Here is a 22,106-nt window from a genome sequence, read left to right on the forward strand (position 1 = left end):
CCCACATACTGGCTTCACTCGAAGCACCCCGCACACTCAAGGACTGAATGTGAATTCCACCCGCAACGCCCAACTGATCATCGCCGCCCGGCTGATTTCGGACTTCGGCGCTTTCCTCAACATGGTCGCCCTGGCCACTTACGTTTACCTGCTCAGCAATAGCGCCATGAGCGTCGGCATCTTCCTCGCCAGCCGTGTAGCCGGGGGGATCTTTGCCAGTCTGATCGGCACCCGGTTCTATCGCCGTTGGGCCGGGCGCCTGCCGCTGATTGCCTTCGACTTGCTGCGCGCCGGTTTGCTGGGCTTGCTGCTGGTGTTGCCGGTCACCCAACAAACGCTGCTGTTACCGCTGATCGCGTTCGGCCTGGGGGTCGGCAATTCGATGTTCGCCATCGGCCTCAACAGCCAATTGCCGCACATGATCGATAAGGCGCAGCTGCTCAAGACCAATGCCTGGATTACCTCTGCGTCGTCCGCGGCGGTGGTCGGCGGGAGTCTGGTGGCGGGGTTGTTGGTGGCGGGGTTTGGCTTTGAAACGGTGTTTGCCCTGAACGTGGCCACTTACCTGTTGGCGGCGCTGCTGATAGTGCCGCTGCGGTTTCCCAGACCTGCACCCAGTGATGAACCCCTTCACCCACAAGGCGAATGGTCGGCCCTGCGTCAGGGCTTGCGCACGGCGCCGGTGCTGACGGCGATGCTTGCCGTCGCGATGGCCGATACGCTGGGCAGCGCCGCACACAACGTCGGTTTCCCGATCATTTCAAAACTGCTGACACCCGAGTCGGCCAGTACCACCCTCGGCCTGATGCTGGCAGTCTGGGCCGGCGGGAAATTCATCGGAGCGCGCATCGCCAGTCGCCTGAAAGGTACGGACAACGTTCACCTGGAACGGCGATTTTTCTTCGGCGTGCTGTTGATGTCCTGCGGCTTCATCCTGATGTTCCAACAGCAAACCCTTCACGGTTTGCTGTTGTTTTCATTGCCCGCAGGCTTGGGCGATGGCTTCTCGGAAGTCGGCCTGATGTCGCGTCTGCAACGTGAACCGGACAACCTGCGCCTGCCGATTTTCAGTTTTTTGACGCTGCTGCAAATGACCGGGTTCGGCATCGGCATGTTGATCGCCGCGCCGTTCTATTCGTGGTGGACGCCCGGCGCGGTGGTGCTGTTGTTCCACGGCATTCCCCTCACCACGTTGCTGGTGGCGAAGGGGGTGGCGTTCAGGAATGGGCGGGTTCGGCGCAGCAGCCCGACGCCAGCTCCTTGAGGATCGGGCAGTCCGGGCGGTGGTCGCCGTGGCAATGTTCTACCAGGTCTTGCAGGGTGTCGCGCAACTGGCCGAGTTCGCGAATCTTCTGGTTCAGCTCGTCGATGTGCTGACGGGCCAGCGCCTTCACATCGGCACTGGCCCGCTGGCGGTCCTGCCAGAGGGTCAGCAGTTTGCCGACCTCTTCCAGCGAGAAACCCAAATCCCGAGAGCGCTTGATGAACGCCAGGGTGTGCAGATCGTCGTCGCCATAGACCCGGTAGCCGCTGTCGGTGCGATGGGCAGTCTTGAGCAGGCCGATGGCCTCGTAATAACGGATCATCTTTGCGCTCAGACCGCTCTGGCGGGCCGCTTGGCCAATGTTCATCGGTTGTCCTCCAGGTCTTTGGGTTTCCAGGTTTTCAACAGTAACGCATTGCTCACCACGCTGACGCTCGACAGCGCCATGGCCGCGCCGGCCAGCACCGGGTTGAGGAAGCCGAACGCCGCCAGTGGCAGGCCGATCAGGTTATAGACGAAGGCCCAGAACAGGTTTTGGCGAATCTTCGCGTAGGTCTTGCGGCTGATTTCCAGCGCCGCCGGCACCAGCCGTGGATCGCCGCGCATCAGGGTGATCCCGGCAGCGTGCATGGCAACGTCGGTGCCGCCGCCCATGGCGATGCCGATGTCTGCCGCGGCAAGGGCCGGCGCGTCGTTGATGCCATCGCCGACCATTGCCACTACCCCGGTTTTTTTCAGTGCGGCGACGGTGGCGGCTTTGTCCGCCGGCAATACTTCGGCGTGAACATCGCTGATGCCCAGCGCCTCGGCGACCACTTTGGCGCTGCCGCGGTTATCCCCGGTCAACAAGTGGCTGCTGATGTTTCGTGCGCTCAGCTGTTGCACCGCTTGCAGGGCGCCGGGTTTGAGCGTGTCACCGAAGGCGAACAGGCCGAGCACTCCCGGTTTGGGGCTTTGTTCGATCAGCCAGGACAGGGTCCGGCCCTCGGTTTCCCAAGCGCTTGCGGAGTCGGCCAAGGGCCCGGCGCTCAGGCCACTTTCTTCCAGCAGACGCCGATTGCCCAAAGCCAATCGCCGACCGTCGAGATTGCCGGCAATGCCGCGCCCGGTCAGCGATTGACTGTCGCTGACATCCGCCACGGTCAGGCCGCGCTCGGCGCAGGCATCCAGCACAGCCTTGGCCAGCGGGTGTTCACTACCGCGTTGCAGCGCACCAGCCATTTGCAGCAGAGCAGCTTCATCACCCTCGATGGCACTCAAATGCGCGATGCGCGGTGTACCCGAAGTCAGCGTGCCAGTCTTGTCGAACACCACGGCGCTGACTTCATGAGCGCGCTCCAAGGCTTCAGCGTCCTTGATCAAAATCCCGTAGCGCGCCGCCACACCGGTGCCGGCCATGATTGCCGTCGGCGTGGCCAGCCCGAGTGCACAAGGGCAGGCGATCACCAACACCGCGACGGCGTTGATCAACGCGGTTTCCAGTGGCGCGCCGTACAGCCACCAACCGATCAAGGTCGCCAGCGCGATCAATAGCACCGCCGGGACGAACACCTGGCTGACTTTATCCACCAGTTTCTGGATCGGTGCTTTCGCCGCCTGCGCGTCTTCGACCAGGCGGATGATCCGCGCCAGCACGGTTTCTGCGCCGAGCGCCAAGGTCCGAACCAGCAACCGACCTTCACCATTGATGGCGCCGCCGGTGACCTTGTCACCCGGTTGTTTTGGTACCGGCAGGCTCTCGCCGCTGATCAGTGCTTCATCGGCGTGGCTCTGGCCTTCCACCACTTCGCCATCCACCGGGAAACGTTCGCCGGGTTTGACCATGACCAGATCGTTGAGGCGCAAAGCGCTGATCGCAACATCCTGTTCGCGGCCATCGATCACCTGAATGGCTCGCTCCGGACGCAAGGCTTCGAGGGCGCGGATGGCGCTGGCGGTCTGGCGCTTGGCGCGGCTTTCCAGGTATTTGCCCAATAGCACCAGAGCGATCACCACCGCCGAGGCTTCGAAATACAGGTGCGGCATGCGACCGGCAGCGGTGGCCCACTCGTAAACGCTCAAGCCATAGCCGGCACTGGTGCCCAGGGCTACCAGCAAATCCATGTTGCCGGCACCGGCGCGCACGGCCTTCCACGCAGCGACATAGAAGCGCGCGCCGAAGATGAACTGCACTGGAGTGGCCAACGCAAACTGCACCCACGCCGGGAGCATCCAGTGCATGCCGAAAGGTTGCAGCACCATCGGCAGCACCAGCGGCAAGGCGAGGGCGATGGCCGCCAGCAAAGCCCAGCGTTCGCGGCGCAATCGTTGTTGTTGATTGTCGGTTTGCGGATGTTCGACTTCCCAGACGCTGGCGGAGTAACCGGCCTTGGTCACGGCGTCGAGCAAAAATTGCGGGTCGACCTGGCCGAGCAATTCGAGATGGGCACGTTCGTTGGCCAGGTTGACGCTGACGCTCTTCACCCCCGGCACCTTTGTCAGCGCCCGTTCGACGCGGCCGACACAGGACGCGCAGGTCATGCCGTCGATGCTCAATTCCAGGCTCTGCTGGGGCACGCTGTAACCGGCCTGCTGCACCGCCTCCATCAAGGCCGGCAGGCTGTCACTGGGCGCTTGAACTCGGGCCTGTTCGGTGGCCAGGTTGACGCTGACGGTCGTGGCGCCGAGAACTTTGCTTAAGGCACGCTCAACCCGCCCGGCACAACTGGCGCAGGTCATGCCGGCAATCGGCAGATCGAAAGTGGTGGATTCGGACATCGGTCACGCTCCCTGTAGAGATTGCCTACAGGATCAACCTTGCCATGCGGGCAAGGTCAAGCGCCACTCTGCAAATCGTCTCGCGACACTGCGCTTTGTAGGAGCGAGGCTTGCCCGCGAAGAGGCCATCACATCCAACATCGATGCTGAATGTAATGGACCCTTCGCGGGCAAGCCTCGCTCCTACAGGTAGGTGGTGATCAGTATTCGAGGGCAGCAGGCTTGAGGTACATCCCTTCCTGCGTCATCGCAATCCGGAACTTCAACACATCTCCGGCCTTGAGCGTGATGTTCTGCGAACCCGGTGCGAGCATGCCCGGGTTGCAACCCGGCGCCTGGCCCGGCAGCAGTTTGAGGCGCAGGGACACATTGCCCGGCGGCAGGTTGAACGAGGTGCTCTGTTCCTGGAACAGTCGCGCCGATAGCTGATCCTGGATGTACACGCCGATCTCGCAGGAAGTCGACACTTCCAGGCGCTCGCGGGAAATGATCAGCACACCGTAGTCCTCCCCGGCGGCTTGAACTGAAGGTGTCGCGGCAAATAGGCTGAGGAAGCCAAACAGGCTGAGAGCTGACCAGCGCATGGCTGAATCTCCTGATGTCGTGTCATAGATGGACGCAGCTTGGCCGAGCGCGGCGCCGATTGCCAGCCCGGCAGCTTGCTTGAGAACTTGACCTTGCCATGGTGGCAAGCTCAAGACTGCCCCCAACCCTATTAAAGGGCCCCATCAAGGAGACGTCCCATGCAAGTGTTCAACGTTGAAGGCATGTCCTGCGGTCATTGCGTCAAGGCCATCACCCAAGCGCTGCAAGCCAAGGATCCCGCAGCCAGCGTGCGCATTGATCTGGCGGCAAAAGAAGTCGGCGTTGAAAGTGCGCTGACGGCCGATCAGGTGATCGCCGCGATCAGCGAAGAGGGTTATGGCGTCAAACTGGCCTGAGTTTTTTAATAGTTAGCGACCTAACGGAATGTTCAAGGCGTCCACGCCCGGCTAGACTGTTGGCCTGCCGATCCATGGCCAACCTGCATGCCTAACCTGGACGCCTGATGAACCTCCGTACAATCCTGATTCTCGGCGCCTTGAGCGCCTTCGGTCCGCTGGCGATCGATTTCTATCTGCCGGCATTCCCGGCGATGGCGCTCGCTTTCGGCACCGACGAAAAACACGTTCAACTGACCCTGGCGGTCTATTTTCTCGGCTTGTCCATTGGCCAACTGGCGTACGGCCCAGTCGCAGATCGCTTCGGGCGACGGATTCCCTTGCTGACTGGTGTCGGCCTGTTCACCGCCGCTTCATTGGCCTGTGCCTATGCGCCGACGCTGGAGTGGCTGATCGGCGCACGTTTCGTCCAGGCGCTGGGCGGTTGCGCGGGCATGGTGATTGCGCGGGCGGTGGTCAGCGATAAATGCGATGCGGTGGGTTCGGCGAAGGTCTTTTCGCAGTTGATGCTGGTGATGGGCCTGGCGCCGATTCTTGCGCCGATGCTGGGCGGGTTGCTGGTCAACACGACGGGCTGGCAATCGATCTTTCTGGTGCTGACCGGTTTCAGCGCGTTGGCAGGGTTGGCAGTGGCCCTGGGGCTGCCGGAAAGTCTGCCGGCCCATGTGCCGCGCCAACCGTTGTCGGGCGCGCTGCGTCAGTACGGTCGGTTGTTGGCGGACCCGATCTTCCTCGGCCATGCCCTGACCGGTGGTGTCGCCATCGCCGGGATGTTTGCCTACATCGCCGGTTCACCGTTCGTCTTCATCAAACTCTATGGCGTGCCGGCCGAGCATTTTGGCTGGCTGTTCGGCATTAATGCGGCGGGTTTCATTCTGGTGGCCCAGGTAAATGCCCGGATGCTGGCCAAGCGCGGCCCGGCCTTTTTACTGGCACGTACCGTCTGGCTCTATCTGGTGGGCGGTCTAGCCCTGTTGGCGGTCAGCGCGTTGCACACCGCGCAGTTGTGGCCGTTGCTGATTCCGCTTTTCCTCTGCATCGCCAGCCTGGGTTGTATTGTGCCCAACGCCTCTGCCTGCGCCATGAACGGGCAGGGCGCGCGGGCGGGCAGTGCCTCGGCGATGCTCGGTTGCCTGCAGTTCAGCGTCGCCGCCGGGGCCGCAGCATTGGTGGGTGTTTTGCACGATGGCAGCGCCATGCCGATGGCCATGGTCATCAGCCTATGCGGGGTTCTGGTGGTGAGCGCGGCGATGCTCACCCGACGTTTGCTAAATGCCCGGGCGCTGGTGCAAGCCCAGGTCTGAGGACGGACTCAGCCAGCAGCGCGCTGCTGACGGTCGGGAATTGGATGGGGCGCGTGCAAGCGCGCTTCAAGCGTTTTAGTGAAGGCCAGCGCTTCGGCTTCACTGCGGAACATCACAGCGTGTTGATCCAGGCGGACCTGCCAGCGGGATTTTGCCACTTCTTTTATCAGGATCTTCATTGCTGAGCTCCTTTCGTAAAAGACGTCTCGTAAAAGACATCACGTAAATGATTGTTCGCAGAGTTTTCGATTGTAGACCCGAATACGATCGCAATTGTGACAACGGTCAATTCTCTGACTGACGGCAACAGGGATCGGCGTACCTCCCGGATATTTCGGTCGTACCCTGTAGGAGCTGCCGAAGGCTGCGATCTTTTTAACTTGTGTTTTTAAAAGCAAAATCAAAAGATCGCAGCCTTCGGCAGCTCCTACTCTTCAGAACCCTTCAAGCACAATTTTACCCTTGGACTTGCCGCTCTCCAACAGCTCATGGGCACGCCGCAGGTTGGTCGCGTTGATGGTCCCGAAGTGCTTGCCGACCGTGGTTTTCAGCGTGCCCGCATCGATCAGCCCGGCGACGCGGTTGAGCAATTTGTGCTGCTCGATCATGTCTGCAGTTTCGAACAGCGAGCGGGTGTACATGAATTCCCAGTGCAGCGACAGGCTCTTGCGCTTGAGCTTGGTCACGTCCAGCGACTTCGGATCATCGATCAGCGCCAGTTTGCCTTGCGGCGCCAACGCTTCCACCAATTGATCAAGGTGTTGATCGGTCTGGGTCAGGCTGGCGACGTGGGTCACCTGCTCGAACCCGGCACGTTTGAGTTCTTCACTCAGCGGCTCGCTATGATCGATCACCTGATCGGCGCCCAGGTCACGCACCCAGCTCTGGGTTTGTGCACGGGAAGCGGTGCCGATGACCTTCAGTCCGGTGAGCTGGCTGGCCAATTGCGTGAGGATCGAACCTACACCGCCAGCGGCACCGACGATCAGCAGGCTCTGGCCCTCATCGGTTTTGCCTTCGCGCACTTGCAGGCGTTCGAACAGCAGTTCCCACGCGGTAATGGCGGTCAGCGGCAGGGCGGCGGCTTCGGCGAAACCTAGGGTTCTCGGCATATGACCGACGATGCGCTCGTCCACCACATGCAACTCGCTATTGCCGCCGGCTCGGGCGATGGAGCCGGCGTAGTACACCTTGTCGCCAGCCTTGAACAAGGTCACTTCACTGCCGACAGCCTTGACCACACCGGCCACGTCCCAGCCCAGCACCTTTGCCGCGCCACCTTCAGGCTGGACGTTCTGGCGAATCTTGGTGTCCACCGGGTTGACCGAGATGGCTTTGACCTCCACCAACAGGTCGCGCGGGCCGGCGATCGGTTCTGGCAGTTCGACATCTTGCAGGGATTTTTCGTCGCTGATGGGCAGAGACGCGTAGTAGGCAATGGCTTTCATGGTGGGTTCCTTAGAGGGGATGATTTCGATGGGCCAGATGATTGGTTATTTCCCGGCAAGATAAAACCCGCTAAAAGAGCAGTCTCTTTCAATAATTTTTTGATAATCGAGGCTGACGATGTTGCGTTTCGATGACTTGCAGTTATTCGTTCGGGCCGCGGACCTGGGCAGCCTGTCGGCGGCAGCGCGGGGGATGGATATGTCGGCGGCGGTGGCCAGTGCGGCGTTGAAGCGCATCGAACAGCAACTCGGCGCGCGCTTGCTCGCCCGTTCTACCCGCAGCCTGCGCCTGACCGCTGAAGGTGAGGGTTTTCTGGAATACGCCCGGGCAGCCTTGAGCAATCTCGATGAGGGTCGCCGCTTGCTGGCCAGCGGGCAGGATCAGGTCAGCGGGATTTTACAGCTGTCGGCGCCTTCTGATTTCGGTCGCAACCTGCTACTGCCATGGCTCGACGAGTTTCAGCGTGAGCATCCGAAACTCACGGTACGGTTGCTGCTAGGCGACCGCATCGCCGACCTGTTCCGCCAACCGGTGGACATTGCCCTGCGTTATGGCGAACCGGAAGACTCGAGCCTGGTGGCGTTGCCCATCGCCCCGCAAAATCGTCGCGTGCTCTGCGCGGCGCCGAGTTACCTGACCCAGCATGGCGAACCTCGGCATCTGGAGCAACTGGCTCAGCACAATTGCCTGTTGTTCATGCTCGGCAGTCGGGTCCACGATCACTGGAGTTTCCACGATGGCAAACGCGAAGTGAGCCTGACGGTCAGTGGCGATCGCTTCAGTGACGACGCCGATGTTGTGCGTCTGTGGGCCGTAGCGGGGGCGGGGATTGCCTATAAGTCCTGGCTCGATGTCGCCGCCGATGTGTTGGCCGGTCGGTTGAAAGTGCTGATGCCGGAGCTGCTCTGTGAGCGCGCACCGCTGAATTTGCTGTGCGCCCATCGCGCACAATTAAGTAAGCCGGTGAACCTTTTGCGGGAAATGCTTGCCAGCCGATGCGCTCGCATAAGCAGTCAATTTCCGACGAAATCGAATGTCGATCATTAGTCGCAGGCAAATAGCGAAATTTCTGTCAGGAACTATCACCACCAAAAGATCCCCGAGAGCAGGAACCGGCGGTTAACCCGCTTATACTAGCGCCCGCCTCATGTACGCACCGTCGACCTCGCAATGGCGAGTTCAGGTTCGATTCGGTCAGACCCAATGGTCATACCGACCTTCGTTGCACCCGCGAAGCAATGGCCTGGGTGAGTGGGTGACTTTGCCCGGTCTATGGCGGTTTTCGCGTCTTGGCCGACGACACATTACTGGTCAAGATGTCTCTGAGCAGTAGACGAAACGATTCAACAGGGAGTGAATACATGGAACATGCACCTTGCATCAGCCAGATCGCCACATTGCTGGCTGACCCAAAGCGCAGCGCAATGATGTGGGCCTTGATGGACGGCTCGGCGCGGCAAACCGAAGAGCTGGCGTTGCTGGCCGGCCTGTCGCCGTCTTCGGCCAGTGCGCATTTAGGGCGATTGTCCGCCGGCGGTCTGTTGAAAGTCGAAACCCGTGGACGCAAACGGTTTTTCCGGCTTGCCGCGCCCGAAGTCGGCGCCGCGATAGAGGCCCTGGCCAGCGCGACGCTGGCCAGCGCGCCTCGGGACATTCCAGAGGTTTTCAAACGCACCAGCCCTATCGCCAAACCTCAGGCGGCGCCTTCATCATTGCTGCGCGCCAGGCTCTGCGACGACCATCTGGGCGGCACCCTGGCCGCCGACCTCTACCAGCGCCTGCTGGATGCGGGCTGGATCGAGCAATTCGATCAGCGGGTCATGATCACTCACAAGGGCGCCACACAATTGGCAACGCGCGGTGTGTTCATCCAGGCGCTGGCTCATCGCAACAGCAGAGTCGCCTGCGCTTGCCCGGACTGGAGCGAAAGACGCCCGCACATGGGTGGTTCATTGGGCGCGGCATTGTTGCAGCTGTTCATGCAATCCGGCTGGTTGAGCCTGCCCAACGATTCACGAGCGTTGCAGATTACCGCTGCGGGGCAACGGGAAATCCATCGCTTCGCCAAGGAAACCGAACTGGAAATGGCGTTGTAGAGCTATTGAGGGGCGACGTCCGGGATTCTGGGTTTCAGGCGTCGTTCAGAGCTGTGGACAGGTCGCATCCAGCAATAACTCCCAGCCGCTATCGCGCAAACTCGATCCGGGGACTTTCAGGATTGGGGGAATGTGGCATGGACACACGAAGCTTCAGCGCGGCAGAACGATTGGAACGGCTGCCCATCAGCGGCTATCACCGCATCATTTTCATCATCATTGCCCTGGCGTTTTTCTTCGACTCCATGGACCTGGCGATGATGACCTTTCTGCTCGGCTCGATCAAAACCGAGTTCGGCCTGAGCACGGCGCAGGCCGGGTTGCTGGCCAGTTCGAGCTTTTTCGGCATGGTCGTGGGCGCGTCGCTGTCCGGCATGCTGGCCGACCGCTTCGGGCGCAAACCGGTGTTCCAGTGGAGCATTGTGCTGTGGGGCATCGCCAGTTACTTGTGCTCCACGGCGCAGAATGTCGAAACGCTGACGTTGTTCCGAGTCCTGTTGGGGATCGGTATGGGCATGGAGTTTCCGATTGCCCAGTCGATGCTGTCCGAGCTGATTCCGGCGAAGAGGCGTGGGCGTTACATCGCGTTGATGGATGGTTTTTGGCCGCTCGGTTTCGTCGCGGCCGGTGTGCTGTCGTACTTCCTGTTGCCGGTGATTGGCTGGCGCGACATCTTTCTGGTGTTGGCGGTGCCGGCGGTGTTCGTTCTGGCGATTCGTTTTTTCATTCCCGAGTCACCGCGCTGGCTGGAGCAGGCCGGGCATCATGACGCGGCGGATAAGGTCTTGCTCGGCATCGAAGACCGGGTCCGGACTTCACTGGGCCATGCGGATTTGCCTGAACCCATTCGCCTGCCACGGATGGCGAGTCAACCGGGTACTTTTTTCTCTGCCCTGCGGGAGATCTGGTCGCCGCAGTATCGCCAGCGCACGATGATGATCTGGAGCGTGTGGTTCTTCGCCTTGCTGGGTTTTTATGGCCTGACATCCTGGCTCAGCGCGTTGTTGCAACAGTCGGGTTTCGCCGTGACCCAGTCGGTGTATTACACGGTGCTGATTTCCCTCGGCGGGATTCCCGGTTTCCTCATGGCCGCCTGGCTGGTGGAGCGTTGGGGGCGTAAACCGGTGTGCGTCGTGACATTGCTCGGCGGCGGGGTCATGGCGTTTCTTTATGGCCAGAGCGCGGTGTTCGGCGGCAACGTCAGCCTGTTGATTACCTCGGGACTGCTCATGCAGTTCTTTCTTTTTGGCATGTGGGCGGTGCTCTACACCTACACCCCTGAGTTGTACCCGACGTCGGCACGCGCCACGGGCTCGGGGTTCGCGTCAGCCATCGGCCGCGTGGGGTCGTTGCTCGGGCCGTTGGTGACCGGGCTGGTGTTCCCTATGACCGGGCAGGGCGGGGTGTTTGCGCTGGGGGCGATGTGCTTTGCGATTGCGGCGGGGGTGGTGTGGATGTTCGGGATGGAGACCCGGGGCAAGACGTTGGAAGAGTTGAGTGAGCCGACCCCAATCTAATGTGGGAGCGAGCCTGCTCGCGATAGCGGACTGACATTCAACATCGATGCTGAATGTTAGGGCCTCATCGCGAGCAGGCTCGCTCCCACAGGGTTATTCGGTGGCTTTCAAGGTTTGACCAATCTGGCATCCAGGCTGTTCTGCGCCAGACGCTTGGCCTGATCCTGGGTCATGCCCAGATCGGTATACAGCGCGTGGAAGTTCTCGGTGACGTACCCGCCGAAGTAGGCCGGGTCATCGGAGTTCACCGTGACCTTCACACCGCGCTCGAGCATGTCGAGGATGTTGTGCTGGGACATGTGATCGAACACGCAGAGTTTGGTGTTCGACAATGGGCACACGGTCAGCGGGATCTGCTCGTCGATGATCCGCTGCATCAAGCGCTCGTCTTCGATGGCGCGCACGCCATGGTCGATACGCTGGATTTTCAGCAGGTCGAGGGCTTCCCAGATGTACTCGGGAGGGCCTTCTTCACCGGCGTGCGCCACGGTCAGGAAGCCTTCGCTGCGTGCACGATCGAACACCCGCTGGAACTTGCTCGGCGGGTGGCCCATCTCCGAACTGTCCAGGCCCACGGCGACAAACGCATCGCGGAACGGCAGCGCCTGGTCGAGGGTTTTCTGCGCTTCATCTTCACTCAAGTGACGCAGGAAGCTGAGGATCAAACCGCTGGTGATGCCCAGTTGCTGCTCGCCATCCTTCAGTGCGGCGGCGATGCCGTTGAGCACCACTTCGAACGGGATGCCACGGTCGGTGTGGGTTTGCGGGTCAAAGAACGGTTCGGTGTGAATCACGTTCTGCGCCTTGCAGCGCAACAGGTAGGCCCAGGTCAGGTCGTAGAAATCCTGCGAGGTGCGCAGCACATCGGCGCCCTGGTAATACAGGTCGAGAAACTCTTGCAGGTTATTGAAGGCGTAAGCCTTGCGCAGGGTTTCGACATCGCTCCACGGCAGGGCGATCTTGTTGCGTTCGGCCAGGGCGAACAGCAGCTCAGGCTCCAGCGAACCTTCCAGGTGCAAGTGCAATTCTGCCTTGGGCAGAGCGTTCAGCCAGTCGTACATTTTTGAAGTCTCATCAGGTGCAATGTGGGCATTCTACAGATGCGCGCAGAAACAATTAGCAAAACCTGACCAGCCGGTTCATTACACGGCTTGCTGTTCCCGTCGATAGGGGTAGGTATCGGCAAAGCGCGACAGCAGGAACTCGGCGCAGGTGGTGGCCGGATAGTTCGCCGGATGCTGTTCATCCTGGCAACCGGGCAGGCATTCGATGGGCGTGTCGGGATGCGGTTCGGCAAAGAACGGCATCGAGTACCGATCAACCCCCAGCGGGCTGATCACCCGGTGCGGCGTCGACAGGTAACGGTCGTTGCTCCAGCGCGCCATCATGTCGCCGAGGTTGACCACGAACGTGCCTTTGATCGGCGGCGCATCGATCCATTCGCCCCGCACGTTGCGCACTTGTAGTCCGCCAGCGGCATCCTGGTAGAGCAGGGTGATGCAGCCGTAATCGGTGTGAGCGCCAGCGCCTTGTTGCTCTACGGAACTAGCGGTGTGGCGCGGCGGGTAATGAATCATCCGCAGCACGCTGACCGGTTGTTTGAAGCGGCTATCGAAGAAATCACGCTCGATGCCCAACGCCAGGGTCATGGCCCGCAGCAGGGTTTGAGCGAGCGCCTGCATGTCGACGTAGTGTTGTTCCATCAGCGATTCCCAACCGGGCATCGACGGATGACGGTTGGGGCCGCGCAAAGGTTTTTCCGCAATAACCTCGGGATTATCGGCCGGCAGGTGCAGGCCCATGTCGAAGGTTTCTTTCAGATCGCTGGGTTTGCTCGGGTCGAGTTGCTCGGTGGCGATGGCGCCATAGCCGCGATGGTGGCGGGTCTGGGTGATGTCGATCTTGAGTTTTTCGGTGGTGGGCAGCGAAGAAACGTTGGGCATGGTCGAGCACGGCGTCGATACGCGACGGGGCGATCGGGTGGCCCTTGATGTAGAAGAAGCCCCATTCCCGGCAGGCGCGGTCGATTTGAGTGGCGACCGATTGCCAGGCGGTTTGATCAGCGCTGTAGAGCGGGCTGATGTCGATGATCGGGAGTTGGTTCATGCGCAGTCTTAAGAACGCTGAAAATCCATTGTGGGAGCGAGCCTGCTCGCGATAGCGAACTGACAGTCAACATAGATGCTGAATGTTATGGCCTCATCGCGAGCAGGCTCGCTCCCACAGGGTTTTGTGTTCGGCCGGAATTACTTTGGTATCTCGGCCTTCATGCCTTCGACGTAGTAGTTCATCGACGCCAGTTCTGCATGGGTTGCCGTCGAGCCCGCCGGGATTTTCTCCACGCCGGCCTGATCCTTTATCGGCCCGGTGAACGGATGCAGCGCACCGCTCTTGATGTCTGCGATGATTTGCTCGGCTTCGGTTTTCACCGCAGCCGGCACCAGGTCGCTGATCGGCAGCTCAACGGTCCCTTCCTTCAGGCCACCCCAGTAATCCTGGGATTTCCACGTGTGGTCGAGCACGCTTTGAGTCGCCTGAATGTAATGCGGCCCCCAGTCGTTGACGATAGACGTCAGCACCGCTTTCGGCCCGAAGTGTGCCATGTCTGATGCATAACCGACGGCGTACACGCCGCGCCGTTCGGCCGCCTGGATCGGTGCCGGGCTGTCGGTGTGCTGGAACACCACGTCCACACCCTGGTCGATCAGGGCATTGGCGGCGTCGGCTTCTTTGCCCGGGTCGAACCAGGAATTGACCCACACCACTTTGATCTCGGTGCCCGGGTTGTACTTGTTCAGGGCCAGTTGGATGGCGTTGATGTCGCGAATCACTTCAGGGATCGGGAAGGAGGCTATGTAGCCGATCTTTTTGGTCTTGGTCATCTTCGCGGCGAGGAAGCCGCCCACATAGCGCCCTTCATAGCTGCGCGCCAGGTAGGTGCCGAGGTTCTTGTCCTGCTTGTAGCCGGTGGCGTGCTCGAAGGTCACCTTGGGAAATTGCTTGGCGACTTTCAAGGTCGGGTTCATGTAGCCAAAGGACGTGGTGAAGATCAGGTCGTACTTGTCCTTGGCCATGTTGCGGATCACCCGCTCGGCATCGGCGCCCTCGGCGACGTTCTCCACATAGTTGGTGGTGATCTGCTCGCTGAACTTTTCAGCCAGCGCCTTGCGTCCCTGTTCATGCTGATACGTCCAGCCGTGGTCACCGATCGGGCCGATATAGACGAAGCCGACTTTCAGCGGGTCGGCAGCACTGGCGGTCAGGCTGGCGCTCAGACCGATGGCTGCGGCGACAGCGCAAAGCAGCTGCTTCAACGGACGTTTATGCATGAACTGGAACTCCATTTTGTTGTGAGATTGAGGAGAGCAATGCAAATTGCTGACCAACAAGACAACAAAATCAAAAGATCGCAGCCTTCGGCAGCTCCTACAGGGGTACGCGAAATCATGTAGGAGCTGCCGAAGGCTGCGATCTTTTGATGTTCAGTTCACCACAGAACCATCCCGGTGCGCCCTCACCAATCCACGCCATCCACTGGTGCGGGCGCCTCCCACATTTGGTCGGTGTTGTGTCAGACGCCGGCGATTAGCTGCCGAGCCGCTTGGCTGTGATCGGCAATCAACCCTTTCAGATCCAGCCCCTCAACCTGCCCGTCGATCACCCGCCACTTGCCGCCGACCATCACCCGGTCCGCCCGGTCCGCGCCGCACAGCAGCAGTGCTGACACCGGATCATGGCTGCCGGAGAAGCGCAGTTCATCCAGTTTGAACAACGCCAGATCCGCCTGTTTGCCCACCGCCAGTTCACCGATATCGGTGCGCCCGAGCAAACTCGCGGAGCCCTTGGTCGCCCAGCCCAGTACCAACTCCGGCGTAATTTTTTCCGCGCCATAACGCAGCCGCTGGATGTACAGCGCCTGGCGGGTTTCGAGGATCATGTTCGACGCATCGTTGGACGCCGAACCGTCCACGCCCAGACCCAGCAGCGCACCCGCAGCGGTCAGGTCCAGCGTCGGGCAAATGCCGGAAGCCAGGCGCATGTTCGAACTCGGGCAATGGCAAATGCCCGTGCCGGCCGCGCCGAGGCGGGCGATTTCGTCGGGGTTGAAATGAATGCCGTGGGCCAGCCAGGTACGTGGGCCGAGCCAGCCGACGCTGTCCAGATAATCCACGGTGCGCAGGCCGAAACGTTGCAGGCAGAAGTCTTCTTCGTCGAGGGTTTCCGCAAGGTGGGTGTGCAGGCGCACGTCGAGTTTGTTCGCCAGTTCGGCGCTGGCGGACATGATCTCCGGGGTCACCGAGAACGGCGAGCAGGGCGCCAGGGCGATTTGAATCTGCGCACCATCACCACGCTCGTGGTACGCGGCAATCAAGCGTTGGCTGTCGTCGAGGATCACTTCGCCTTCCTGGACGGTTTGCTGCGGTGGCAGGCCGCCGTCTTTTTCGCCAAGGCTCATGGAACCGCGAGTGAGCATGGCGCGCATGCCCAGTTCGCGAACACTCTTGACCTGCACATCGATCGCGTTTTCCAGACCTTCCGGAAACAGGTAATGGTGATCGGCTGCTGTGGTGCAACCGGACAGCAGCAACTCGGCCAACGCGACTTTGGTGGCGAGGGCAAGTTTTTCAGGGGTGAGACGAGCCCAGACCGGATAGAGGGTTTTCAACCAGGGGAACAACGGCTGATTAACCACAGGCGCCCAGGCACGGGTCAGGGTTTGATAGAAGTGGTGATGGGTGTTGATCAGCCCCGGCAGGATCACGTGTTCGCGCGCGTCGAAAACATGATCACAGGGCACGGATGGCTGCTGGCCGGCGCTGAGCACTTCGACGATCAAGCCGTCTTGCACAACCAGACCGCCACGGGCATCGAGCGCGTTGGCCGTGAAAATGGCGAGGGGGGTTTTTAACCAGGTACGGGTCGCAGGCATGGTGGCCGGCTCCTCTGAAAGTTGGGTTCAGGGTTGCCAGCTCAGTGTTGCCCTGTCTGCTGATCCAGGGTCGCCGCGAGGGCGAGGTGCGGAGTTTCGAACAAAAAAGCTTCGCGGGCAAGCCCGGTCCGACAGGACGATGCGAAACCCCTGTGGGAGCGGCGGTGTTACCAGGGAATAGTCTCACCCCTGTAGTTCACAAAATGATGCCCGCCCTTGCCGGCATACGCATTCACCTGATCGATCAACCCGCGCGTGCTGGTTTCCACATCAATGTCCGCACCTTCACCGCCCATATCAGTCTTCACCCAACCCGGATGCAGCGACAGCACGGTGAGTTTCTGTTCGCCCAGTTGAGTGACGAAGCTGTTGGTCATGGAGTTCAGCGCCGCTTTGCTCGCCTTGTACAGCGCCAGCTCCGGCGCGTCGGGCATGGTCACGCTGCCCAGCACCGAACTCATGAACGCCAGCACGCCGCTGTCTTCACGAATCTGCCCGACAAAACGCTGGGCCAAATTGATCGGCGCCACGGCGTTGGTGAAGAACAATTGACCGACCTCGGCCAACGTCGCGCCGCCCGGTGTCTGGACCTCCGGGCCCTTGACCCCGGCATTCACGAACAACAGGTCGAACACTTCCCCCTTGAGTTGTTGGCTCAGGGCGATGACCGCTTGCTGATCGTCCATGTCGAGTTTTTCGACTCGCACCTTGCCCAACGCTTGCAAGGCTTCGGCGCTCTGCGGGTTGCGCACGGTGGCGGTGACTTGCCAACCGTCGGCCAGCAGGGTTTTCACCAGACCGAGGCCCAGGCCTCGGGAGGCACCGATGATGAGTGCGGTTTTTGCCGTAGACATGAATGGCTTCCTTGATGGATGAGAAATCACGGATTCAATGGACAATGCTGACCGAGCCGATGTTGCAATTCCTGACGCAAGACATCGAGTTCGGCGATGCGGGTTTCGATCAGGTTGAGTTTGTCTTGCAGCAGCCGGGTAACGGCATTGGCTGGGTCGGGCGCCTGCCACAGCGCGGCGACGCTGCTGCCGATCTCGCCAAGGGTAAAGCCCAGCCGCTGAGCTGTCTTGATGTACAGCACCAGTTGCACCATCTCCGCCGGATAGTCGCGATAACCATTGGCGCTACGTTGCGCGGCGATCAACCCGCGTTGCTCGTAAAAGCGCAACGTGTCGCGGCTGACGGCGCTGGCCTGGGCTAATTCACCGATGCGCATCTTGATGTCTCGAGAGGGCTTGACCCTGGAGCATACTCCAGGCTTTAGCCTTGTTGCTCCCTGAATTTATGGAGCAAGACGGATGTGGACTTCAACGCAATATCGTCAAGTGGTGCGTGGCAGTGCGTGGTACGACCTGATCGTGACCGCTGCGTTCGTTACGCCGTGGAGTTTTGCCGCGTTGCATGGCGTGTTGATGAGCCTGAGTCAGACTTTCAATCTGCCTGGCGAGCTACCGCCATTCGAGCCGATGCACATGCTGATGGCGAATTTGTTGGGTTCGATTGTGTGCGTCTGGGCGGTGCTGCGGATTCGTGATCCGCAGCAGGTGTTTGGGCGGTATGACGCGGTGGGGAGGTTTCTGTTTTCAGCTTGGCAGGCTTATGCGTTGTTCCATGGAGCGAGTTCGCTATTGGCGATTTTCTTGTTCTTTGAATTGGCGTGGGGCGTTGTTCAGGTGATGCCTGTTCGGGCGCCTTCGCGGGCAAGCCTCGCTCCTACGGATTTGAGTCGTTCACGTCATCCGCGAACTACACAAGATCTGTAGGAGCGAGGCTTGCCCGCGAAGAGGCCCTGATGGCCAACCCTAATGCCCGGCCTGCCACGGCTGCCCCAACGAAACCGGCGCATACAACCGTGTGCGCGCGGCATCCCGGGACAGCAGCACCAACACCACAATGGTCGCGACATACGGCAGCATCGCCAGCAGGCTAGACGGAATCGCCAGCCCCAACCCCTGCGCCACCAGGTGCAGGATGCTGGCGAGCCCGAACAGATACGCCCCGAGCAGCAATCGCCACACCCGCCAACTGGCAAACACCACCAGCGCCAGGGCAATCCAGCCGCGACCGGCGCTCATGTTTTCCGCCCACATTGGCGTGTAGGCCAGGGACAGATAAGCTCCGGCCAACCCCGCCATTGCGCCGCCAAACAGCACCGCCAGCGTACGCACGCGCAACACCGGCAAGCCCATGGCACTGGCGGCGTCCGGGTTTTCGCCGACCGCCTGAATAATCAACCCGACGCGACTTTTCAGAATCACCCAGGCCACTAACGTGAACAGCGCGAACGACAAGTACACCAACAAGTCCTGAGCAAACAGCATCCGCCCGATCAGCGGGATTTCACTCAACAACGGAATCGCCATCGGCTCAAAACCCGCCAACGGTTTGCCAACCCACGCTGCGCCGACAAAGGTCGACAGGCCCACGCCGAAGATCGTCAGCGCCAACCCGGTCGCCACCTGATTGGCGTTGAACACCAGTGCCACCAAGGCAAACAGCGACGACAACAGCATCCCGGCGAGCATCGCCAGCAACACGCCAAGCCAGAGGTTGCCGCTGTTCAGCGCGACGATAAAACCTATCACCGCCCCAAACAGCATCATGCCTTCCTGCCCCAGATTGAGGACGCCACTCTTCTCGCAAATCAGTTCGCCCAGCGCCACCAGCAACAACGGCGTACCGCAGCGGACCATGGCGTAGAAAATATTGCTCAGCAGATCGATATCCATCACAGCGCTCCTGCTTGTACGGCGGTGGCTTGTGCACGACGGGACCAGCGCAGGTTCAAGCGCGGTCGGTAGAGAATCAGCACATCACTGGCCAGCAGGAAAAACAGCATCATTCCCTGGAACAATTGGGTGATTGCCTGGGGCAGATTCATGCTCATCTGCGCGCTCTCGCCGCCGATGTACAGCAGCGCCATCAACAGGCTGGAAAACAGAATGCCGATGGGATTCAGCCGCCCGAGAAACGCCACGGTGATCGCCGCATAGCCGTAACCCGGCGAGACCTGCGGCACCAGTTGGCCGATCGGCCCGGTGACTTCGCAGACCCCGGCCAACCCCGCCAAACCACCGCTGATCAACAGCGCCAGCCAAATCAGCCGCTTCTCGCGAAAGCCGACGAAACCGGCCGCGCGCTTGTCCAGCCCGAGCACTTTGATCTGAAAGCCGACAAAGCTTTTCTGCAGCAACACCCACACCGCCACCAGCGCGAGCAAGGCGAAATACACACCGGCATGAACCCGACCGTCCTCGATCAACAGCGGCAGTCGACTGGCATCGCCGAACATCGCCGACTCTGGAAAGTTGAACCCGGCCGGGTCCTTCAGCGGCCCGTGGACGCAGAACAGCAGCAGGTTCAGGGCGATATAATTGAGCATGATGCTGGTGAGGATTTCATTGGCGTTGAAGCGCGTGCGCAACCACGCCGTCAGCCCGGCCCATACGGCGCCGGCCAGAGTGCCGGTGAGCAGGATCAACACCAGCGCCCAGCGGCTTTGCAAGCCAATGATGTTCACCGCCAAGGCACTGCCGGCCAAGGCGCCGAGCAGCAACTGACCTTCGGCGCCGATGTTCCAGATCCGCGCCTGATACGCCACCGCCAGGCCCAATGCGCAGAGCAGAATCGGCAACGCTTTGACCAACAATTCAGAGACGCCGTACACGTCGCTGATCGGTGCAATCAGCAAAGTGTGCAAGGTCAGCAACGGATCGTGGCCCAGCGCGATAAACAACAATGAGCCACAGCCCAGCGTCAGCACGGCCGCCAGCAAGGGCGAGCACCACAACATCAGGCGCGATTGCTGGCCGCGGGGTTCGAGAGAAAGCAGCATGTGAAACTCCGTTAAAGCGCTACGGGGGCGTGTGATTGAGGGGCGTCGAACTGGCCGGCCATCCAGCCGCCGACGTCGCTCAGATGGGTGTCGACGGTGGCCTGCAATGGCGACAGCCGACCGCCGCACAGGGCGCCGAGGCGGTCGCTGATCTGGAACAGTTCGTCGAGGTCTTCAGAGATCACCAGAATCGCCGCGCCAGCATCGCGCAAGGCAATCAACGCCCGGTGAATGGTCGCCGCCGCACCGACGTCGACGCCCCAGGTCGGGTGCGCGGCCACCAGCAATTTAGGCTGCTGGAGGATTTCCCGGCCGAGGATGAATTTCTGCAAGTTGCCGCCGGACAGACTGCGAGCAGGCGCCTGGGCATCAGGTGTCTTGACCCCGAAGCGGCGAATGATGTCTTCGGCCAGCGCTTCGACCTTGCCGCGCTGGATCAGCCCGTTGCTGACCAGCCCCTGTTGAAAGGCGGTGAGCAGCGCGTTATCTGCCAAGCTCAGCTCCGGCACCGCGCCATGGCCCAGACGCTCGGCGGGGACGAATGCCAGGCCAAGTTTGCGTCGTGCATCCGGCCGCAGATGCGCCACTGGTTGTCCGCCGAAACTGATCGTTGCGCTGTCATCGCGGGGCAACCGTTCTTCGCCACTGAGCAAGGCCAGCAACTCATCCTGACCATTGCCAGCCACTCCGGCGACACCGACGATTTCACCGCTGCGTACGTCCAAGTCAATGTCCTTCAGTGAGCAGCCGAACGGGTCCGGGTTGTGCCAGGACAATCCCGTCACGCTCAAAAACGCATCAGCGCCAATGACCTTCGGATAGTCGGTAATAAGCTCGGCGGCCTCACCGACCATCAACTGCGCCAGTTGCCGGTCCGAACACTCGCCCGGCACGCAATGCCCGGCCACCCGACCGCCGCGCAACACCGTAGCGCTGTGGCACAACGCGCGTACTTCGCCGAGCTTGTGGCTGATAAACAGAATGCTGCAGCCCTCGGCCGCCAGTCGACGCAAAGTGACAAACAATTCGTCGGCTTCTTGCGGCGTCAGTACCGACGTCGGCTCATCGAGAATCAGCAGGCGGATGTCTTGCATGAGACAGCGAATGATTTCCACCCGCTGACGCTCGCCGATGGACAGGCTGTGGACAAGCCGCTCCGGTTCCAGCGCCATGCCGTAGCGTTGGGACACTTCACGAATTTTTGGCTCAAGCTGCTTCGGCGTACCCGCCGCCGCGCCCATTGCCAGCGCGATGTTCTGCGCCACGCTCAGGGTTTCGAACAGCGAGAAGTGTTGGAACACCATGCCAATGCCGAGGCCGCGAGCCTGGGCCGGATTGCGCATGGTCACGCGCTGGCCCTGCCAGATCATCTCCCCTGAGTCGGCGAGAGTGACGCCGTAGATGATCTTCATCAGGGTACTTTTGCCCGCACCGTTTTCGCCGAGCAGGGCGTGGATTTCACCGGGCGCAATACTCAAGTCGATGGCATCGTTGGCCAGGCAACCGGGATAACGTTTGCTGAGTCTGCGCAATTGCAGGCGGGGTATTTGATCGGGGATCGGTACGGGGTTGGGCATGACAGTCTCGGGACGACAGAAGTTATGCCTGTGGGTAAAGCAATTTCCTGGCCATTGAGTCAGGAAATCGGCAAAGCCTTGCTGGCATAGGCGTTGTGAAGGGGGACCTCGTCATATTCCAATTCCGAATCAGGCACCACTTAAGGGCATGCTCTTTAATCAGGCTCCGGTTTGCGCGCGGGTAATTGATCAAAAAACGAGCAGTAGCCTGCAGGCTATGTCGGACATGGGACTGCGCCACCCATGAACGGGTTATCCACAGGTTGTTCCACAGTATTTGTGCGCAAGCCAATCGCACGGGCATAAGCACTGAGGGGCTTTCTTCTAAAGGTGATAAACCGCTCTAACTGATTGTTTTTTCTTGAAATAAACGTAGCCGTCGACGATTTGGACGAAAAATGAGCAAAGGCCGCAAAGCCGC

21 protein-coding genes and 1 pseudogene are annotated in these 22,106 nt (G+C 60.6%); 7 read left to right on the forward strand and 15 right to left on the reverse strand.

The features are described from left to right. The first annotated feature begins 49 nt into the window (after positions 1–49). Positions 50–1,264: an MFS transporter gene (locus tag ACYZT2_RS04645; protein WP_461970525.1), complete on the forward strand. Its 1,215-nt coding sequence runs from the start codon at positions 50–52 to the stop codon at positions 1,262–1,264. Here the strand turns inward: ACYZT2_RS04645 and cueR are convergent. The 3 genes from cueR to ACYZT2_RS04660 all read right to left on the reverse strand — a co-directional run bounded on the left by cueR (position 1,218) and on the right by ACYZT2_RS04660 (position 4,605). Beyond that, positions 1,218–1,631 (reverse strand): Cu(I)-responsive transcriptional regulator, encoded by a 414-nt coding sequence (cueR, locus tag ACYZT2_RS04650; RefSeq protein ID WP_461970527.1) that lies wholly within the window; start codon positions 1,629–1,631, stop codon positions 1,218–1,220. The genes ACYZT2_RS04645 and cueR overlap by 47 nt on opposite strands. Continuing rightward, the gene (locus ACYZT2_RS04655; RefSeq protein ID WP_461970529.1) at positions 1,628–4,021 is read right to left on the reverse strand and encodes a heavy metal translocating P-type ATPase; all 2,394 of its coding nucleotides are present in this window, start codon (positions 4,019–4,021) and stop codon (positions 1,628–1,630) included. Before ACYZT2_RS04655 ends, cueR begins: the two co-directional genes overlap by 4 nt. Before the next feature lie 200 nt (positions 4,022–4,221). After that, complete coding sequence (locus ACYZT2_RS04660; protein ID WP_048396201.1) at positions 4,222–4,605, reverse strand: hypothetical protein; 384 nt, start codon at positions 4,603–4,605, stop codon at positions 4,222–4,224. A gap of 159 nt (positions 4,606–4,764) precedes the next feature. Between ACYZT2_RS04660 and ACYZT2_RS04665 the strand changes: the two genes are divergently transcribed. Together ACYZT2_RS04665 and ACYZT2_RS04670 are read left to right on the forward strand one after the other, a co-directional pair. Continuing rightward, entirely contained in the window at positions 4,765–4,962 is a 198-nt protein-coding gene (locus ACYZT2_RS04665; RefSeq protein WP_008069687.1) for a heavy-metal-associated domain-containing protein, read from the forward strand. Positions 4,963–5,069: 107 nt separating this feature from the next. Then, positions 5,070–6,266 (forward strand): multidrug effflux MFS transporter, encoded by a 1,197-nt coding sequence (locus tag ACYZT2_RS04670; protein ID WP_461970531.1) that lies wholly within the window; start codon positions 5,070–5,072, stop codon positions 6,264–6,266. A gap of 8 nt (positions 6,267–6,274) precedes the next feature. Here ACYZT2_RS04670 and ACYZT2_RS04675 read toward each other — a convergent pair whose 3' ends face one another. Both ACYZT2_RS04675 and ACYZT2_RS04680 read right to left on the reverse strand, forming a co-directional pair. Then, positions 6,275–6,445, reverse strand: a complete 171-nt coding sequence (locus ACYZT2_RS04675; RefSeq protein WP_461970533.1) for a hypothetical protein — start codon at positions 6,443–6,445, stop codon at positions 6,275–6,277. 255 nt (positions 6,446–6,700) lie between these two features. Then, entirely contained in the window at positions 6,701–7,714 is a 1,014-nt protein-coding gene (locus ACYZT2_RS04680) for a zinc-binding alcohol dehydrogenase family protein (RefSeq protein WP_461970535.1), read from the reverse strand. Positions 7,715–7,832: 118 nt separating this feature from the next. Between ACYZT2_RS04680 and ACYZT2_RS04685 the strand changes: the two genes are divergently transcribed. The 3 genes from ACYZT2_RS04685 to ACYZT2_RS04695 all read left to right on the forward strand — a co-directional run bounded on the left by ACYZT2_RS04685 (position 7,833) and on the right by ACYZT2_RS04695 (position 11,328). Further along, positions 7,833–8,762: a LysR family transcriptional regulator gene (locus ACYZT2_RS04685; RefSeq protein WP_461970537.1), complete on the forward strand. Its 930-nt coding sequence runs from the start codon at positions 7,833–7,835 to the stop codon at positions 8,760–8,762. A gap of 314 nt (positions 8,763–9,076) precedes the next feature. Next, the gene (locus tag ACYZT2_RS04690; protein WP_030128369.1) at positions 9,077–9,811 is read left to right on the forward strand and encodes an ArsR/SmtB family transcription factor; all 735 of its coding nucleotides are present in this window, start codon (positions 9,077–9,079) and stop codon (positions 9,809–9,811) included. Between the two features lie 137 nt (positions 9,812–9,948). Next, positions 9,949–11,328, forward strand: a complete 1,380-nt coding sequence (locus ACYZT2_RS04695) for an MFS transporter (protein ID WP_461970540.1) — start codon at positions 9,949–9,951, stop codon at positions 11,326–11,328. A 107-nt stretch (positions 11,329–11,435) separates the two neighbouring features. Here ACYZT2_RS04695 and ACYZT2_RS04700 read toward each other — a convergent pair whose 3' ends face one another. From ACYZT2_RS04700 to ACYZT2_RS04730, 7 genes and pseudogenes are all read right to left on the reverse strand, one after another. Then, complete coding sequence (locus ACYZT2_RS04700) at positions 11,436–12,389, reverse strand: adenosine deaminase (protein WP_007907140.1); 954 nt, start codon at positions 12,387–12,389, stop codon at positions 11,436–11,438. Positions 12,390–12,470: 81 nt separating this feature from the next. After that, complete coding sequence (locus tag ACYZT2_RS04705; RefSeq protein ID WP_461972989.1) at positions 12,471–13,130, reverse strand: isopenicillin N synthase family dioxygenase; 660 nt, start codon at positions 13,128–13,130, stop codon at positions 12,471–12,473. Next, positions 13,113–13,434: pseudogene (locus ACYZT2_RS04710) on the reverse strand (2-oxoglutarate and iron-dependent oxygenase domain-containing protein); the annotation flags it as partial. The gene ACYZT2_RS04705 and the pseudogene ACYZT2_RS04710, both read right to left, overlap by 18 nt. Positions 13,435–13,574: 140 nt before the next feature. Beyond that, on the reverse strand, positions 13,575–14,657 hold the full coding sequence (locus ACYZT2_RS04715) for a BMP family ABC transporter substrate-binding protein (protein WP_461970543.1): 1,083 nt from the start codon (positions 14,655–14,657) through the stop codon (positions 13,575–13,577). A 242-nt stretch (positions 14,658–14,899) separates the two neighbouring features. Next, positions 14,900–16,258 carry an 8-oxoguanine deaminase gene (locus ACYZT2_RS04720; protein ID WP_461970545.1) on the reverse strand — a complete coding sequence of 453 codons (1,359 nt, stop codon included), beginning with the start codon at positions 16,256–16,258 and terminating at the stop codon, positions 14,900–14,902. Between the two features lie 167 nt (positions 16,259–16,425). Then, complete coding sequence (locus ACYZT2_RS04725; RefSeq protein WP_448722911.1) at positions 16,426–17,112, reverse strand: SDR family oxidoreductase; 687 nt, start codon at positions 17,110–17,112, stop codon at positions 16,426–16,428. Between the two features lie 26 nt (positions 17,113–17,138). Beyond that, positions 17,139–17,489 (reverse strand): MerR family transcriptional regulator, encoded by a 351-nt coding sequence (locus ACYZT2_RS04730; RefSeq protein WP_461970548.1) that lies wholly within the window; start codon positions 17,487–17,489, stop codon positions 17,139–17,141. Between the two features lie 82 nt (positions 17,490–17,571). Between ACYZT2_RS04730 and ACYZT2_RS04735 the strand changes: the two genes are divergently transcribed. Continuing rightward, positions 17,572–18,036 carry a hypothetical protein gene (locus ACYZT2_RS04735; RefSeq protein ID WP_461970550.1) on the forward strand — a complete coding sequence of 155 codons (465 nt, stop codon included), beginning with the start codon at positions 17,572–17,574 and terminating at the stop codon, positions 18,034–18,036. A 39-nt stretch (positions 18,037–18,075) separates the two neighbouring features. On the opposite strand, the gene ACYZT2_RS04740 is transcribed toward ACYZT2_RS04735, so the two are convergent. From ACYZT2_RS04740 to ACYZT2_RS04750, 3 genes are read right to left on the reverse strand one after another with little or no spacing between them, the layout of a single operon-like run. Continuing rightward, positions 18,076–19,002 (reverse strand): ABC transporter permease, encoded by a 927-nt coding sequence (locus ACYZT2_RS04740; protein ID WP_461970552.1) that lies wholly within the window; start codon positions 19,000–19,002, stop codon positions 18,076–18,078. Next, the gene (locus ACYZT2_RS04745; protein ID WP_461970554.1) at positions 19,002–20,108 is read right to left on the reverse strand and encodes an ABC transporter permease; all 1,107 of its coding nucleotides are present in this window, start codon (positions 20,106–20,108) and stop codon (positions 19,002–19,004) included. Before ACYZT2_RS04745 ends, ACYZT2_RS04740 begins: the two co-directional genes overlap by 1 nt. An 11-nt stretch (positions 20,109–20,119) precedes the next feature. Continuing rightward, on the reverse strand, positions 20,120–21,685 hold the full coding sequence (locus tag ACYZT2_RS04750; protein ID WP_461970556.1) for an ABC transporter ATP-binding protein: 1,566 nt from the start codon (positions 21,683–21,685) through the stop codon (positions 20,120–20,122). Positions 21,686–22,106 lie beyond the last annotated feature (421 nt).

The organism is Pseudomonas sp. MDT1-85, from assembly GCF_054898065.1.

Coding starts and splice junctions, on each gene's coding strand:
- cueR (WP_461970527.1), bottom strand. CDS start 1,631: ATGAACATTGGCCAAGCGGCCCGCCAGAGCGGTCTGAGCGCAAAGATG.
- ACYZT2_RS04655 (WP_461970529.1), bottom strand. CDS start 4,021: ATGTCCGAATCCACCACTTTCGATCTGCCGATTGCCGGCATGACCTGC.
- ACYZT2_RS04660 (WP_048396201.1), bottom strand. CDS start 4,605: ATGCGCTGGTCAGCTCTCAGCCTGTTTGGCTTCCTCAGCCTATTTGCC.
- ACYZT2_RS04665 (WP_008069687.1), top strand. CDS start 4,765: ATGCAAGTGTTCAACGTTGAAGGCATGTCCTGCGGTCATTGCGTCAAG.
- ACYZT2_RS04670 (WP_461970531.1), top strand. CDS start 5,070: ATGAACCTCCGTACAATCCTGATTCTCGGCGCCTTGAGCGCCTTCGGT.
- ACYZT2_RS04675 (WP_461970533.1), bottom strand. CDS start 6,445: ATGAAGATCCTGATAAAAGAAGTGGCAAAATCCCGCTGGCAGGTCCGC.
- ACYZT2_RS04680 (WP_461970535.1), bottom strand. CDS start 7,714: ATGAAAGCCATTGCCTACTACGCGTCTCTGCCCATCAGCGACGAAAAA.
- ACYZT2_RS04685 (WP_461970537.1), top strand. CDS start 7,833: ATGTTGCGTTTCGATGACTTGCAGTTATTCGTTCGGGCCGCGGACCTG.
- ACYZT2_RS04690 (WP_030128369.1), top strand. CDS start 9,077: ATGGAACATGCACCTTGCATCAGCCAGATCGCCACATTGCTGGCTGAC.
- ACYZT2_RS04695 (WP_461970540.1), top strand. CDS start 9,949: ATGGACACACGAAGCTTCAGCGCGGCAGAACGATTGGAACGGCTGCCC.
- ACYZT2_RS04700 (WP_007907140.1), bottom strand. CDS start 12,389: ATGTACGACTGGCTGAACGCTCTGCCCAAGGCAGAATTGCACTTGCAC.
- ACYZT2_RS04705 (WP_461972989.1), bottom strand. CDS start 13,130: ATGGGCCTGCACCTGCCGGCCGATAATCCCGAGGTTATTGCGGAAAAA.
- ACYZT2_RS04715 (WP_461970543.1), bottom strand. CDS start 14,657: ATGCATAAACGTCCGTTGAAGCAGCTGCTTTGCGCTGTCGCCGCAGCC.
- ACYZT2_RS04720 (WP_461970545.1), bottom strand. CDS start 16,258: ATGCCTGCGACCCGTACCTGGTTAAAAACCCCCCTCGCCATTTTCACG.
- ACYZT2_RS04725 (WP_448722911.1), bottom strand. CDS start 17,112: ATGTCTACGGCAAAAACCGCACTCATCATCGGTGCCTCCCGAGGCCTG.
- ACYZT2_RS04730 (WP_461970548.1), bottom strand. CDS start 17,489: ATGCGCATCGGTGAATTAGCCCAGGCCAGCGCCGTCAGCCGCGACACG.
- ACYZT2_RS04735 (WP_461970550.1), top strand. CDS start 17,572: ATGTGGACTTCAACGCAATATCGTCAAGTGGTGCGTGGCAGTGCGTGG.
- ACYZT2_RS04740 (WP_461970552.1), bottom strand. CDS start 19,002: ATGGATATCGATCTGCTGAGCAATATTTTCTACGCCATGGTCCGCTGC.
- ACYZT2_RS04745 (WP_461970554.1), bottom strand. CDS start 20,108: ATGCTGCTTTCTCTCGAACCCCGCGGCCAGCAATCGCGCCTGATGTTG.
- ACYZT2_RS04750 (WP_461970556.1), bottom strand. CDS start 21,685: ATGCCCAACCCCGTACCGATCCCCGATCAAATACCCCGCCTGCAATTG.